General features: G+C 63.7%; 13 protein-coding genes and 1 riboswitch. Of the genes, 5 read left to right on the top strand and 8 right to left on the bottom strand.

Annotation, left to right across the window (positions count from 1 at the left end; genetic code table 11):
• Positions 1–47: 47 nt before the first annotated feature.
• Both GWE18_RS29835 and GWE18_RS29840 read right to left on the bottom strand, forming a co-directional pair.
• On the bottom strand, positions 48–1,790 hold the full coding sequence (locus tag GWE18_RS29835; RefSeq protein ID WP_275189298.1) for an amidohydrolase family protein: 1,743 nt from the start codon (positions 1,788–1,790) through the stop codon (positions 48–50).
• A 99-nt stretch (positions 1,791–1,889) separates the two neighbouring features.
• On the bottom strand, positions 1,890–3,104 hold the full coding sequence (locus GWE18_RS29840) for an MFS transporter (protein WP_275189299.1): 1,215 nt from the start codon (positions 3,102–3,104) through the stop codon (positions 1,890–1,892).
• A 299-nt stretch (positions 3,105–3,403) separates the two neighbouring features.
• On the opposite strand from GWE18_RS29840, the gene GWE18_RS29845 reads away from it, so the two are divergent.
• Positions 3,404–4,657 carry an ATP-grasp domain-containing protein gene (locus GWE18_RS29845; protein ID WP_275189300.1) on the top strand — a complete coding sequence of 418 codons (1,254 nt, stop codon included), beginning with the start codon at positions 3,404–3,406 and terminating at the stop codon, positions 4,655–4,657.
• A 292-nt stretch (positions 4,658–4,949) separates the two neighbouring features.
• Here the strand turns inward: GWE18_RS29845 and GWE18_RS29850 are convergent, their stop codons facing one another.
• Positions 4,950–5,105, bottom strand: a complete 156-nt coding sequence (locus GWE18_RS29850; protein WP_275189301.1) for a hypothetical protein — start codon at positions 5,103–5,105, stop codon at positions 4,950–4,952.
• A 168-nt stretch (positions 5,106–5,273) separates the two neighbouring features.
• Here GWE18_RS29850 and GWE18_RS29855 point away from each other — a divergent pair, with 168 nt between their 5' ends.
• Positions 5,274–5,516, top strand: a complete 243-nt coding sequence (locus tag GWE18_RS29855) for a hypothetical protein (protein WP_057853455.1) — start codon at positions 5,274–5,276, stop codon at positions 5,514–5,516.
• 185 nt (positions 5,517–5,701) lie between these two features.
• Here the strand turns inward: GWE18_RS29855 and GWE18_RS29860 are convergent, their stop codons facing one another.
• The 4 genes from GWE18_RS29860 to GWE18_RS29875 all read right to left on the bottom strand — a co-directional run bounded on the left by GWE18_RS29860 (position 5,702) and on the right by GWE18_RS29875 (position 9,742).
• The gene (locus GWE18_RS29860) at positions 5,702–5,995 is read right to left on the bottom strand and encodes a hypothetical protein (RefSeq protein WP_275189302.1); all 294 of its coding nucleotides are present in this window, start codon (positions 5,993–5,995) and stop codon (positions 5,702–5,704) included.
• A gap of 6 nt (positions 5,996–6,001) precedes the next feature.
• On the bottom strand, positions 6,002–6,241 hold the full coding sequence (locus GWE18_RS29865) for a hypothetical protein (protein WP_063791793.1): 240 nt from the start codon (positions 6,239–6,241) through the stop codon (positions 6,002–6,004).
• 114 nt (positions 6,242–6,355) lie between these two features.
• Positions 6,356–7,360 (bottom strand): hypothetical protein, encoded by a 1,005-nt coding sequence (locus GWE18_RS29870; protein ID WP_275189303.1) that lies wholly within the window; start codon positions 7,358–7,360, stop codon positions 6,356–6,358.
• Positions 7,361–7,486: 126 nt separating this feature from the next.
• Positions 7,487–9,742, bottom strand: a complete 2,256-nt coding sequence (locus GWE18_RS29875) for a TonB-dependent receptor (protein ID WP_275189304.1) — start codon at positions 9,740–9,742, stop codon at positions 7,487–7,489.
• A gap of 111 nt (positions 9,743–9,853) precedes the next feature.
• Positions 9,854–10,052, bottom strand: a riboswitch (cobalamin riboswitch).
• Positions 10,053–10,198: 146 nt separating this feature from the next.
• Between GWE18_RS29875 and GWE18_RS29880 the strand changes: the two genes are divergently transcribed.
• Genes GWE18_RS29880 through GWE18_RS29890 form a run of 3 tightly spaced genes read left to right on the top strand, consistent with a single transcriptional unit; the run spans position 10,199 to position 12,857 of the window.
• The gene (locus tag GWE18_RS29880; protein ID WP_275189305.1) at positions 10,199–11,242 is read left to right on the top strand and encodes an iron ABC transporter permease; all 1,044 of its coding nucleotides are present in this window, start codon (positions 10,199–10,201) and stop codon (positions 11,240–11,242) included.
• A complete protein-coding gene (locus GWE18_RS29885; protein WP_275189306.1) occupies positions 11,239–12,021 on the top strand; it encodes an ABC transporter ATP-binding protein in 783 nt (260 codons plus the stop codon). The genes GWE18_RS29880 and GWE18_RS29885 overlap by 4 nt, the downstream gene beginning before the upstream one ends.
• Positions 12,021–12,857 (top strand): ABC transporter substrate-binding protein, encoded by an 837-nt coding sequence (locus GWE18_RS29890; protein ID WP_275189307.1) that lies wholly within the window; start codon positions 12,021–12,023, stop codon positions 12,855–12,857. Before GWE18_RS29885 ends, GWE18_RS29890 begins: the two co-directional genes overlap by 1 nt.
• Before the next feature lie 143 nt (positions 12,858–13,000).
• Here the strand turns inward: GWE18_RS29890 and GWE18_RS29895 are convergent, their stop codons facing one another.
• Positions 13,001–14,041 carry an MBL fold metallo-hydrolase gene (locus GWE18_RS29895; protein WP_275189308.1) on the bottom strand — a complete coding sequence of 347 codons (1,041 nt, stop codon included), beginning with the start codon at positions 14,039–14,041 and terminating at the stop codon, positions 13,001–13,003.
• Positions 14,042–14,177 lie beyond the last annotated feature (136 nt).

A 14,177-nucleotide genomic window follows, 5' to 3' on the forward strand; every position in this document is an offset into this window, starting at 1 on the left:
CCTGCTTTCGCAGGGACGACATCGCATATGTTGAAGCGGCAGTGAGCCTAGCTCGCCGCCGCATCCAGCTGCGGCTTACCGCCCTGCGCGCCGCGCACCAGCTTGCCCGGGTGCGCGCCGGTGGCCTTGCCGCCGCGCTGCGTCACCACGCCGGAGACGATGGTGGCGTCGTAGCCGTCGATCTGCTGCATCAGGCGGCGTCCGCCGACCGGCAGGTCGTAATGCACTTTTGGCGGATGCAGGTGCAGGAGATCGTAGTCGATCACGTTGACGTCGGCCTTGAAGCCTGGCGCGAGCACGCCGCGGTCGTAGAGGCCGACCGAGAGCGCGGTCTTGCGCGACTGCGCCGCCACCACAAACGGAATCGAGAGTTTTTCGCCGCGGCTGCGGTCGCGGGTCCAGTGCGTCAGGAGATAGGTCGGAAAGCTGGCGTCGCAGATGATGCCACAATGCGCGCCGCCGTCCGAGAGCCCCGGCACCGCGTTGGGATCGCGCAGCATCTCACGCGTCGCGTTGAGATTACCGTCGGCGTAATTGAGAAACGGCACATAGAGCATGCCGCGGCCTTCGTCCGTCAGCATCGCGTCATAGGCGAGTTCTTCCGGCTGCTTGCCCTGGCGGCGGGCCTGCGCGCCCAAGGTGTTTTCCGGCGGCTGTTCGTAATCCGGCGGGTTTCCGAGCAGGTACATCTTGTCGTAGTTCGGCCGGAAGAACAGCGGATCGTCGGTCGCGGTGGCGTGCTCGCTCAGGATCGCCTTGCGTACATCAGCCTGGCGCAGGCGCGCGAGCCGCTCGGTGAGCGGCAAATGCGCAATCGCCTGGTAGCTCGGATGGGTCTGGAACGGGTTGCGCGACAATTCGAGGCCGAGCATCAATCCGACCGGGCGGGCCGCGATCTGTGCCGTAATCGAAAGCCCGCGCGCCGAAGCCTCTCTTATGGTGTCGAGCGTCTGCCGCCAGCGCTGCGGCGCTCTGTCGTTCTGCGTGATCGAGAACGATACCGGGATCTTCGTGTTCTCCGCCACCCGCAGCATCATCGGCAGGTCTTCGTCGATTCCGGAGAGATCGAGCACGAACTGAAAGACGCTACGGCCTTGCGCGTGCATCGCGGCGGCAATCGCGGTCAGTTCGTCCTCGCCGGCCTTTAGCGTCGGCGTGAAGTCGCCGGTCGAGGTGCGGTGGTTGAGCGTGCGCGAGGTCGAGAAGCCGAGCGCGCCGGATCGCACCGCATCAGCAGCCAAGGCCGCCATCGCCTTGTTGTCCTCGGGCGTCGACGGATCGCGCCGCGCACCGCGCTCGCCCATCACGTAAACGCGCAGTGCAGCATGGGGCAGTTGTGCGCCGATATCCATGTCAAAGCTCCGCTTCGACAGCCACTCCATGTAATCCGGAAAACTTTCCCAGGCCCAGGGAATGCCGGCGCTCAGCACCGGCTCCGGGATGTCCTCGACGCCTTCCATCAACTGGATCAGCCTGGTGTGGTCGGCCGGGCGGCACGGTGCGAAACCGACGCCGCAATTGCCCATGATTGCCGTCGTGACGCCGTTCTGCGAGGAAGGCGTGATGTCCTGGCTCCAGGTGACCTGGCCGTCATAATGGGTGTGGACGTCGACAAAGCCGGGCGCGACCAGTTTGCCTTTGGCGTCGATCTCTTCCTTGCCCTTCGCTGCCACCTTGCCGACTTCGGTGATGCGGCCGCCGGTGATAGCCACATCAGCTTCGAACAATTCGCCGCCCTTGCCATCGGCAACGGTGCCGCCGCGGATCACGAGGTCGGGGGTCGAGGTCATGGCTTCCATCCCGGTTCTGGTTTTTGTTGGCGCATCATCCGACGTCCCCCCGCACAGTCAACCGCCGGGGATGAGGCTCAGGAATGCATCGGCAGGTAGTTACGTTTTGCCGGGTTCCGCCGGCTTGCGGTCGGTCGCCAGCGCCAGCAGGACCGTCAGCACCATGAAGGCGACGGACGCGCCGAACACCCAATGCGGCAGGCCCTGGTCCATGATCCAGCCGAACAATAGCGGGCTGAGGATGCCGCTGAAATTGAAGCCGGTCGAGACGATGCCGAACGCGCGGCCGGCCGCGCCTGCCGGTGCGGCGCTACGGACCAGCATGTCGCGCGAGGGCGCGATGACGCCGCCGAGGAATCCGGCCAGCCCCATGGCGAAAGTCAGAACGACCGACGGCAGGTTGATCGTCGCAATGATTGATATGATAACGGCGTTGATTGCAAAGCACACGGCGGCGACATTGCCGTGGCGCTTGGTGCGGTCGGCGAGGTAACCGCCGGCCAGCACGCCGGCCGCGCTGGCGCCGAGAAAGGCGGTCAGCGCGATATTGGCAGTCGAGAAAGTCACGCCATAGCCGCTCATCAGCGCGACGACGCCGAAATTGCTGATGCCGGCATTGGACAGGCCAAGCAGCATGAAGAAGATCGTCAGCATGATGATGGCCGGCGTCACGATGCTCTGCTGCAGCGCCGGCGCGCCATAGGTCTTGCGATCGGCCGAACTCGCATCGGGAATGCGGACGGCGATCAATAGCAGCGCCACAACAGGGCCGACAGCGCCGGCCACGATCAGCGCGCCGAGCCCGCCGACAACAGCCACCAGCGCGGCCATGATCGCAGGCGCCACCGCGCCGCCGAGGAAGCCTGCAAAGGTGTGGACCGAAAACGCGCGGCCCATCCGCGCTTCGTCCATATGCGTTGACAGGATCGCATAGTCGCACGGGTGATAGACGCTGTTGGCAAGCCCGAGCAGGGCGGCGCAGACGATCAGCGAAACGTAGCTCAGATGCAGGCCCAGCATGATCAGCGCCAGGCCGCCGACGGTGAGGCCGATCAGCAGGACTTTGCGCGCGCCGATATGGTCGGCGAGATAGCCGATCGGAGCCTGCGTCAGGCCGGAGACGACGCCGAACACAGTCAGCGCAAAACCGAGTTCGATATAGCCGACGCCAAGCTGCACCTTCAGGAACGGAAACAGCATCGGCAGCACGAAGAGATGGAAATGGCTGACCCAATGCGCGACCGAAATCGCGGCCAGCGTGCGCAGCGAAGTATCCGACTTGGCTTGTTGCGGTGCGGCCAGAATGTCGACCATGTCAGCTCAAATTCCCGTGTCACTTACGGCCCGACTGGAGCGTTTTCCAGCGAAGCATGCTCCCGGACTTGATCCGGGGTCGGGACCGGTTCGCGTCAAGAAAACGCGTCAAATCAAAAATCTAGAGCCCCGTTCCGATTCCATCGGAACTGAAAAGGCTCCAGGCAGCGGCGAAAATATAGTCCAGCCGTTATTTGTCCATGAATACCGCTGCATGGCTGCCCCGGCGGAGGGCAGGGACACGCCAATTGCATCATTAAATCGGGAGACAAAGGCGGCCGGCGCGGCAATGATCCGGCATGCCTGATGCCGCCAGATCGCTCCGGGTGCTCGTCTCCGAAGGTTCCTCTACCTCGGCGCGAGAGGCGATCACGATTCTGGGTCTCGCTGGCCATCACATCGAGGTCTGCGATCCCTCGCCGTGGTGCCTTTCACGGTTCTCGGGCTTCGTCCGGAAGTTTCACCGTTGCCCCGGATTGCGGGACGATCCCGCCGGTTATCTGGCGTTCATCGAGCAGCGACTAGCCGACGGGAAATTCGATGTTCTGCTGCCGACGCATGAGCAGGGGTTTTTGTTTGCCCGGGCCAAGCAGCGTATCGAAGGCCGTGCCGGTCTGGCGCTGCCGGGCTTCGAGAGCTACCGCACGGCGCACAGCAAGGCCGGCTTCAGCCGGCTGCTCGATCGGGTGGGACTGCCGCAGCCGCCGACGCAAATCGTGACGTCGGCGCAGCAATTGCGTGAAGTGGTCCGACTTCCTGCCGTCGTTAAAACTTCGGTCGGCACGGCGAGCCGCGGCATCTGGTTCATACGCAATGCCGACGATCTCGACAGCGCAGTGCATGATCTCGGCGCCGGCGATGCATTTGCTGACGAGATTCTGGTGCAAGACCTTGTCGCGGGCACGACTGAGAAGGCTCAGTCGGTATTTTGCCGCGGACAAATGATCGGCTTTCATGCCTATCGGCAGGTGATGGCCGGCGTGGGCGGCGGCGAGGCGATCAAGCAGAGCGTGAGGCGGTCCGTCGTTCAGGCTCATCTCGAGAAGGTCGGACAATCGCTCGATTGGCACGGTGCGCTGTCGATCGACTACATCATGCCCTATGATGGTGACGCGCCGTTGCTGATCGACTGCAATCCGCGTCTGGTCGAGCCGATGAACGCGTATCGCGCCGGTGTCGATCTGGTCGGGCTCTTGCTTTTGCTCTCGCTGGGCGAGACGCCGGCGGCGTTGCCCGAGGGACGCGAGGGCGTGCTCACGCATCTGGCGATGCAGGCACTGCTCGGGTGCGCGGCGCGTGGCGGTACGCGGTTCGACATTCTCAGGGAATGCCGATGCCTCGCAGCAGTCAGCGGGCCTTATGCCGGCAGCACCGAAGAACTCACGCCGGTGGAAGCGGACTGGATCAGCGTCGTGCCGCTTGCGGTAACGGCCGCAGTACTGCTGGCCTCGCCGGAGTCAGCACTCAAACTCGCGCGCGGCGGGTTTGGCGCGCATCTGCTCGACCTAAAGAGTATTCGGATGATTGAGGGTGAAGATTTTGGCCAAACATAGTCGTAGCAACCATTAGACCCTCATGGTGAGGAGGCGCGTTAGCGCCGTCTCCGGACGATGCTTCGCATCGCCGGGAGAACCATGCGGCCCCATCCGGGCCTTCATCCTTCGAGACGCGCGAAGACGCGCTCCTCAGGATGAGGTCTGGCAGTGCTGTGGGCAAAGGCGCCGTTGCGCCGTGCCCACCATTTATCCTCGACCGCAATCCTGAATGGTGGGCACGCGAAGCCTGTCATCGGGCGCGCATTTCGCGTGACCCGGTGGCTTTGCCCACCCTACGAAGTACCAGACGCTACAACGGCTCATTCTCATTGTCCGTGCGGTCGCGCTTCGGCGTGGCGATGTCGCCGTCCTCGTACTCGTCGTCCTCGACTGGAACGTGCTCCGGCTTCTTCGGTTTGTCGTCGCCCTTTTTCGGAGGCTCGCTCTTCCTGCCAGTTCCGCCCATGTGATTCCTTTTTCGCCGGATCAATCGGCGTTGCTCTGCATGCCGATTCGGAGTATCGGCATGACCTCGATCTGATCGCGTTCGGACGGCATTTTAGCGCCGGCCACGCAAGTTTTCCTGCCCTTTTTGCGGCGTTCAGTCGAAAGGGCGCTCACATACGGAGCCAGCATGAAGAAGCCCCGCCCTGCGGCGGACGAACCGCAGCCGCGCAAGACCATTCGCGCCGACAAGGCGCCGACCACCGGATACTCGCTGGTGGTGGACGGTCATTTCAAATCACATCACGACACGGTGGAGGCTGCCGAAGAGGCGGGCATGGCCTTGAAGAACCGGTTTCAGATGCTTCAGGTGCAGGTCTACGACGCCGAGAACAAGACGCGATCGATGATCGATTGGCCGGGGCCGGCGTAACGCGGCGGACATCCGACTTTACTCCTCGTCATGGCCGGGCTTCGTCCCGGCCATCCACGTCTTTCCCGGACATTGCAGCCAAGGACGTGGATGCCCACGGGACATCCAGCGATGCCCCGGGGATGCGCGAAGACGCGCTTCGCGCGTTTGGCCGGGCATAACGAGACGCCCGCAAGCGTCCGACCTCAGGTTCGCCGTCCGCCGTTTTGCTGGCTCGCCAGCCACTCGGACAGGGCCACCGGCTTCTCGTCTTGCCGCTTGGTGCCGGCGCGAGGCTTCTTTGCGGCCGCTCGGGCGGCGGGAGCGCGTTGCGGCTCGGCTGCTTCGCGCGCAAGCCGCAACGCCTTCAGCTTCGCCATATTGTCGAGCACCGCCTTGGCGGACGCGTCGCGTTCGGCCTTGCCGGATCTTGCGTCCTCGGCGGCCCTTGCCATCTTGTCGGCGCGTGCCTGGGCGCGATCACGATCCTCTTTCGTCATTTCAAGTCAGCCTCTTTTCGCGGTCCTGGTCTTGGCCTTGCTTTTGACCGTCGGTTCCGGCGGGTTTTCGCGGTCGGCGGCTTCCTTCGCCAGACGAAGCGCACGCAGCTTCTCGGTTCGCTTTCGAATGGCGACGTCGGCGGCGGCAATCTCGGCCATCGCCTTTATGCCTTCGACTTCCTGGGCGCGCTTGCGATTTAGCCTGATCTCTTTCAGTTCGGCGGCGCTCTTCGGCTCATCGTCCATGTCATACCTCTGAAATCACGACAGATATCGTCGAGCGGTCTCGGGGCGGTTTACCACGGATCGGGGCGCAGACGAGGTTATTTTCGATCGAAAAAGGCCCGGTTTCTTGCCAAATCAGCCATTGTGATGAAGGGCCGCCTCATCGTCGCTTTCGTCGGAACTCGCAGAATCGAAACTGGCAAGCCAGGCGCCCAGCGCCGATGACGCAAGCCCTCCCGCCTTCATCTGCCGCAAGGCGACCCGGATGCTGGTTCGGCCGTTACGGCCACAGACGATCTCCGAGGGCGGCTCGCCGGCAAGCACCGCCTCGACCACGCGCTGTTTGATCGCCGACGTTTCAGGATCGCCGCACGCGGCCATCAACTGCTGAAACGCACGATAACGCGCGGCGTCGAACGGCCGGGCCTCGCCCAGCCCGTCCCGTGCCGGATGCGGCGGATAGAGATGCGCGCAGGGAACCATCCCTTCAGGCACCGGTTCGGTGGCGGGATGGGTTCGCCGGCTTTGCAGCAGCCTCGGCAGCACATGGGTGTGCGGCCCCTCCGGGCTCTCGCCGGTGGGCGGCGGGATCGGCTGATAGACCTCGATGCGGCCGAGCCGGCTGATGAAGACGCGATGCGGATTGGCCTCGAGGATCATGCCCATGGCAGGGTCGCCGTGATCAAACACCGCGCGGCCGATATGGTCGCGCAGACGCCTGGCGAGATTGCGATCGCCGATACGCACACAGAAATCCGCCTGCAGGGCGCCGAAACCGAGATCGAACAATATCGAATCCCGATCTTCCTCACGCGGCGCCTGATGATCGGGGCCGATCTCCGTCAACGCGATGCGCTGGTTCATGGCGCAATCATCTTGCGGCAGGCAAAGCGCGATCCTTTGATTCCACCCGGTCTTGGTGATGCCTTCCGATGCGAAGGGACGGATAGCAGCATCAGGTTTGAGGGCAATGCCGCCACGCGACGTTAGGGCCGAAACGGCTTCAGCCGACTGGACGAGGCGGACCGGTTCGCCACGGTCGCGCGAAAATTCGGCGATAGCGCCGAAGGTGCCAAGGCTCCATTGCGTGTCGGGGTTGGATATTTCCCGCTGCAAAAGATCGATAGTTGCGGCGCTCATCGCCGCCTGCGGAACGAAATCAGTTCAGGCATGAAAGAGCATTCTCCCAGGCAATGCCAAAGGAGAATACCGTCTCGTCAGGCCAGGACAAGCCGATCCGGCAGGAGGCCGAACCGGCTATTCCGGTCAGAACGTCGCGCCCACCTTCACCATGTAGGTCCGGCCGGGCAGCGGATAGGCCGAGAAGCGGCCCGGCGTGAACGAGCTGGCGATGGCGTAGTCGTAGTACAGCGCGTCGAACAGGTTGTTCACGCTCAGCGACCAGAAGAAGTGTTCATAAGCGCCGCTCAGTTTGAGGTCGACGGTGGCGTCGGCCGGGATACGGCGCTGGGTGTTGGCTTGGTCGTTGTCCATCGCGCGTTCGCTCCAGGCGCGGAGCGTGGCATCGAACACAAGATAGTTCTGCCAGATGTTCCAGGTCACGCCGCCCATAGCTGTATAGCGGGAAACCAGCGGCACATCGTTGCCGGCGAACGTCCCCTCGCGAAACACGGCGCGCGTATAGGCCGCACCTGCCCTCAGCAACAGGCTGTCGCTGACACGCAGCGACGCACTGGTCTCCGAGCCATAGCGGCGGGTCGGATCGAGATTGATGTTGAAGAACTGCGCCGGATTGAAATGGATCTCGTTCTCGAGGTCCATGTTGTAGATGCTCGATTGCATCTGGAAGCCACCGCTCTTGATGCGGAATCCGCCCTCGATGTCATACGAAGTCTGGGTCTTCAGTTTGAAGTCGCCGGGGATCGGATTGAAAAAGGCATCGAAGGACGGGCCGGAGGCAACCCGTTCGTCGACATCGGGGGTGCGGAATGCGCGCGCTGCCCGACCGAATACAGAGAAGACATTGTTGAGGCGATGCTCCAGGCCGACATGCAGCGCATATTGCGTCTCATTGCTGTCGAGCGGAAGCGCCTGCGCGCCGAAAGCGAATGGGGCCATCGCATCGAAGCGGTCGCGCGCGGTCAGGTTGGTGTTTTGGACCCGAACGCCATAAGAAAAATCGGTCGTCGGCAATAGCCCGATCGATTGTTGCCAGTAGCCGGCCAGCGTCTGCTGCGCCAGATCGTACCGGTGAAACGGCGTGAGGCCTTTGAACGCGCCGCGGTCTTGATGGTAAGTCGCATCATAATAGTCGATCCCGGTCAGAATCGACGACGGAATTCCAAAAATTGTATTCTTGACGCTCAGCCGCGGCGTAATTGACCAGGTCAGCAAACTCGCATCGACGTAAGTAGACGCGAAACTGGAGCCCGGATTTGTACCGAAGAATCCTAACTGTTGCTTTTTGTCTCTCACGCCGCCATCGACGATAAGCTCAGCGCCATTCCACAGCGATTTGGTAAATCCGGCTGTAGCGTTGGCGCCCTGCTTATTGGCATAGTCGAAGGGCGTTCCGGTGCCTCTGCGATCAGTAGCCAGTTCGTCCAGTCCGATGGAAGGCTGAACGAAACGGCCGCCGGGGAGGCCCAGCTTTTGATCGTCGCCCGACAATGTAAGGAACGCGGTAAGATCGGGCGTGGTGTAGTTGATGTTGCCGACCCCGTTGCGCTGGTCGAGCGCGTTGTTGACACGATAGCCGTCGGACTTGATGCCGTTGCCGTAAAACGATGCCGACCACGGTCCCGAATTCAACGCAGTCGAGACCGAGGCCATGCGCTGGTTGAAGGAGCCGGCACCGGCCTCGGCCCGTATGGCGACCGGTGGACCGCCGACGCCGTTCTTGGTCACGATGTTGACGACGCCGCCCACCGCGTTGTCGCCGTAAAGAACCGCGCCGCTGTTGCCCCGGGTGATCTCGATGCGTTCAATCGAATTGAGCGGGATGGTCGAAAGGTCGACGCCGGCCTTGTCGATGTCGTTTAGCCGCCGGCCGTTGATGAGAACAAGCGTATTGTTGGTGGCAAACGCGCCGAACCCGCGCACGTCGACCGTGGTCCCGGCGCCGTTGACGCCGCCGTACAGGTTGGTCAACTGCACGCCCGGGGTTTGCGCGATGATCTCTTGCACGGTTTGCGCTGGCGAGTGCGCTATGTCTTCCGCCGTGATCACGGTCGCCGATGTGCCGACGATGCCGGAGAATTGCCGTCCGCCGCTCCCGCCCGCGCCTTGCGACGAGGCGTCCGAGCCGGTCCCCACTGCAGGTCTTCCGCCGGTCGACGGCGCAGCCGCCGGCACGATGCGGCGCGACGTTGCCCCTTCGTTGTAGGTCGGTCTCGCGCGGGTCCGGTTCGGGTCGGTCGGCGAGGTCACTTCGATCGGCGGCAATAGCTCGGACGGCGTCTGCTGGGCCCCTGCGCCGGAAATTCCGAGCGATAGGATGGGTATCAGGAAACTGGACGCAAGCCAGAAGCGGCGCTGCCGCATGGCGCTGGTGGAAGACATGGTTCGGACCTCGGTATGACGTCAGTGGCACGTCACAGCGAACCAAGTCTCACCATGGGCTAACGCAGCTTAGGTGAAGCTAATGCCTGTACTCCCCGACCGACATCTTCGCGTGTGACCACGGCTGACGGCAGGTCTCCTGGCTCGCGGGTCGTTACCCATCGTCGCCTTCCCAGGACCGAGATTCCCAGTGGCTTATGACGAAGGATTCGCCGCTTACAGTTGCGGGGGCAGCCGCGGAATTGGGGATTTTCCCCGCACCGCATTCCCTTTTGATCCCCAAACGGGAACCGTCGGGAACTATGGTAGAAGTTTGTCAAAGTCCGAGTCAATCCGCCTTGGGCGCGCTCGCGGTCCTCACTGGACGAGTGCGCTATTTTTGCCGCATGAGGCACGCTGCCTGCTCTTTGCCTGAGCTCCTGTACCGGGGCGGGTAAAACTGCTTTAGGACGATCGATGGGTGTTGAGGCCGTAACCGTGACCAACGAGGATGCCGCGCGCCGGCGGATCGGCGCGACGGCGGCGCTTGCCGCCGTCGTTGTGCTGCTGGTGCTGATCTCGCTCGGCATCGGGCCGGTGCGGCTGTCGCCGCTTGCGGTGGCGGAAGCGCTGTTCGGCGGCGGCAGCGAGGTGTCGCAGGTGATCGTGCGCGAAATCCGTCTGCCGCGAACGCTGCTGGCGCTGGCGATCGGCGCCATCCTCGGGCTGTCGGGCGCATCGCTGCAGGGCCTGTTGCGTAACCCGCTGGCCTCGCCCGATTTGTTCGGCGCGCCGCAATCGGCGGCGTTCGGTGCGGTGCTGGTGATCGCGCTGGGACTGGCCGATGTGCGCTCTTACGCGCTGCCAGTGGCGGCGATCATCGCAGCCTTTGGTTCGGTGTTCGCGCTGCTTTCAATCGCCGGGCGCAATGCCGGGCTATTGATTCTGATTCTATCGGGCCTTGCGATCTCGAGCTTTGCCGGCGCCGCGACCGCGCTGGTGATGAACCTTGCCACCAATCCCTTTCTGGTGCTGGAGATCGCATTCTGGCTGCTCGGCTCGCTGGAGGACCGCAGCTTTCAGCACGTGATGTTGGCGCTGCCGTTCATCGTTGCCGGCGCGATCATGCTGTTCAGCCAGCGCCATGCTTTTCGCGCGCTGAGTCTCGGCGAAGAAACCGCGCAAAGCCTCGGCGTCGATGTCGGGCGTTTGCGGCTGTTCGTGATTTCGGGCGTCGCGCTCGGCGTCGGCGGCGCGGTTGCCGTCACCGGCACTATCGGTTTCATCGGGCTCGTTGCGCCACATCTGATGCGTCCCATGATCGGCCACGATCCGGGGCGGCTATTGGTGCCGAGCGCACTGGCTGGTTCGGCGCTGCTGCTGGCGGCCGATATCGCGGTGCGTATCATCCCCTCGACATCTGACATTAAGGTCGGCGTGCTGACCTCGATCATTGGCGTGCCGTTCTTCCTCTATCTGATCATGCGCGAACGCCGCGCGCTCGGGGGAGGCGTCGCATGAGCGAGGCAGTGCTGCTGACCGCAAAGGGACTCGGCGTACGGCTCGCCGGCCGCGTCGTGCTGCAAGACGTTTCGCTGGCGCTCTCGCCGGGACATCTGGTGGCGCTGGTCGGACCAAACGGCGCCGGCAAGACCACGCTGTTGCGGGCGTTGGCGGGATTGATCCCGTCCGAAGGCGAGATCGAAATCGGCGGCCATGCGCTGGCTTCGCTGCCGCTGCGCGAGCGCGCAAAACGCTTCGGCTATTTGCCGCAGGGACACGTCGTGCACTGGCCGCTGCCGGCGCGCGATATCGTGGCGCTTGGCCGCTATCCGCATGGCGCCACCGATCCGGCGCGCCTGTCGCCTGGGGATACGGAGGCGGTGCTGCGCGCGATGCAGGCGGTCGACGTGATGGAGTTCAGCGATCGCCGCGTCACCGAATTGTCCGGCGGCGAGCGCAGCCGCGTTGCGCTGGCCCGTGCGCTGGCGGTAGAGGCACCGGTCATCCTCGCCGACGAGCCGACCGCCTCGCTCGATCCGCGGCACCAGATCGACGTCATGAAAAATCTGCGCGCGACCGCCGACAAGGGCGTGCTCGTCATCGTGGTGACGCACGACCTGGGCCTCGCCGCGCGTTTCGCCGATCACATGCTGGTGCTGCGCGAAGGCCGATTGGTGTCGCAGGGCGCGCCGGCAGACGCGCTGTCCGAGCAGGTGATGGCGGATGTGTTCCGAATCTCGGTCTATCGCGCGGAATTCCAGCGCGAGGCCGTGATTGTGCCGTGGGCCGATATCTGATGCAGTGGCTATTCGGAGTTCTGATCGCGATCGCCGCGCTGGCGGTGTCTGGCAGCGCCGCGCTCGCAGCCAATCTGCCGCGCCTAGTGTCGATGAATGTTTGCACCGACCAATTGCTGCTGACGCTTGCCGACCCCGAACAGATACTGGGATTGAGCCGGTTTTCGCGGGACGGCTGGCAATCGCATGCAGGCGACATCAGCCGCTATCCGGTGCTGTCCGGCGGCGCTGAGGATGTGCTGCTCATCAGACCCGACATCGTCGTCGCCAGCGCGTTCGACAAGCGTTCGACGCGGGAGCTGCTGAAGGCCAAGGGACTTCGCCTTGCCGAACTCGCCGTGCCGCGAACCCTCGATGAAGCGCGGCAGCAGATCCGTGAGGCCGGCGACATCACCGGTCATCCCGATCGCGCAGCGGCGGAAATCGCGCGGCTTGATGCCGCGCTGGCGCGCGCCCGCCACGCAGTTTCCGAGCAGCATTACCGCGTGCTGCCGCTGTCGCGGCGCGGCTGGGTGGCCGGCAGCGACAGTTTCGTCGGTTCGCTGCTCAGCGAAATTGGCTTGCGTAGCGCGGCCGGCGATCTCGGTTTCAGCTTCGGCGGATTTGCCTCGCTGGAGGCTATCGTGAACTTGAGGCCCGACTTCATCGTGGTTTCGCAGGCCGGCGATTATGCGAGGGACGACGGCCAGGCGTTCCTGCTGCATCCGGCGCTGGAGCGCTTCTATCCGCCGGAAAGGCGCATCGTGATTCCGGAGCGCATGACCGAGTGCGGCGGCGTGATGCTGGCGGATGCGCTGGATGCGCTGACGGCAGAGTTAAAGCGGGTGGGGCGGTGATGTCCCCGACAAAATTATCTCGTCGTCCCTGCGAACGCAGGGACCCATAACCACAGGGCGTTGTAACTTAAGCAAGACGTCGGCCACTGCCTTCAATCATCCAGGCCGCGGCGTACCCTGCGTTCGCAGGGACGACACCGATCTTACCCCATAACCACCGGTCCGCCGACCTTCTTCCACGCGTCGATGCCGCCTTCGATATGCGCCGTGTTGGCCAGCCCCGCATTCTTCGCGGCGGTAACTGCCATTGCCGAGCGTTCGCCGAAGGCGCAGAAGAACACCACGCGGCGGCCGGTCGCGGCGGCGACTTCGCGCAGCACGCCGCCGGGCTTGAGGCTCTCGCAAATGCCGGGATAGGGCGCATGCAGCGCGCCCGAGATCGTGCCGTGCTTGGCGCGCTCGCTGGTTTCGCGCAAATCGACCAGCAGGATATCGGGCCGGCCGAGGCTGTTGATCGCGTCGCGGGCAGAGAGCGCGAGCCCCTGCTTGGCAAGCTCCTCCTGATGCAGGCCGACATGCATGTTGGCGGGCACCACGACATCCATCATCTTCGGGTTTGGCAGCTTCAGATTGGCCATCAGCTCGATATATTCGTCGACCGAGCGCACCTGCAGCCGCGGATTGTAGCGCCGCTCTTCGCCGATGGTGGAAACCGTGTCGCCCTTGTAGTCGTGGGCGGGGAATACCATGGTTTCGTCGGGCAGCTTCAGCAGCCGGTTGAAAATCGATTCATATTGCGCGCGTGAAGAGCCGTTCTGGAAATCGGTGCGGCCGGTGCCGCGGATCAGGAGCGTGTCGCCGGTGAAGACGCGATCGCCCATCAGGTAAGAGTAGGAATCGTCGGTGTGGCCGGGCGTGTACATGACGTCGAGGCTCAGCCCCTCGATCATCACCTTGTCGCCGTCGGAAACCCGCATCGACACCACGTCGGCCTTGCTCTGCTCGCCCATGATGGTGATGCACTGGGTGCGATCGCGCAGTTCGCCGAGGCCCGTGACGTGGTCGGCGTGCAGATGGGTGTCGACCGCCTTCACCAGCCGCAGATCGAGCTCGCGCAGGAGCTGGCAGTAGCGGTCGGCCTTCTCCAGCACGGGATCGAGGATCAAAGCCTCGCCGCCGGCGCGGCTCGCCAGCAGGTAGCTGTAGGTGCCCGAAACGCTGTCGAAGAGTTGGCGAAAGATCATGGCTACACGTCCGCGTTAATTCAGATCGGATCAGGGCGGATGTAGTTCCAGCCCTGCTCCTGCAATTTCCATTAAATATACCACGCCTCCGTCATTGCGAGGAGCCACCGGGTCCGGCCTTCGGCCGGCCCGATGA

Source organism: Bradyrhizobium sp. CSA112 (assembly GCF_029051645.1).
Taxonomy (GTDB): domain Bacteria; phylum Pseudomonadota; class Alphaproteobacteria; order Rhizobiales; family Xanthobacteraceae; genus Bradyrhizobium.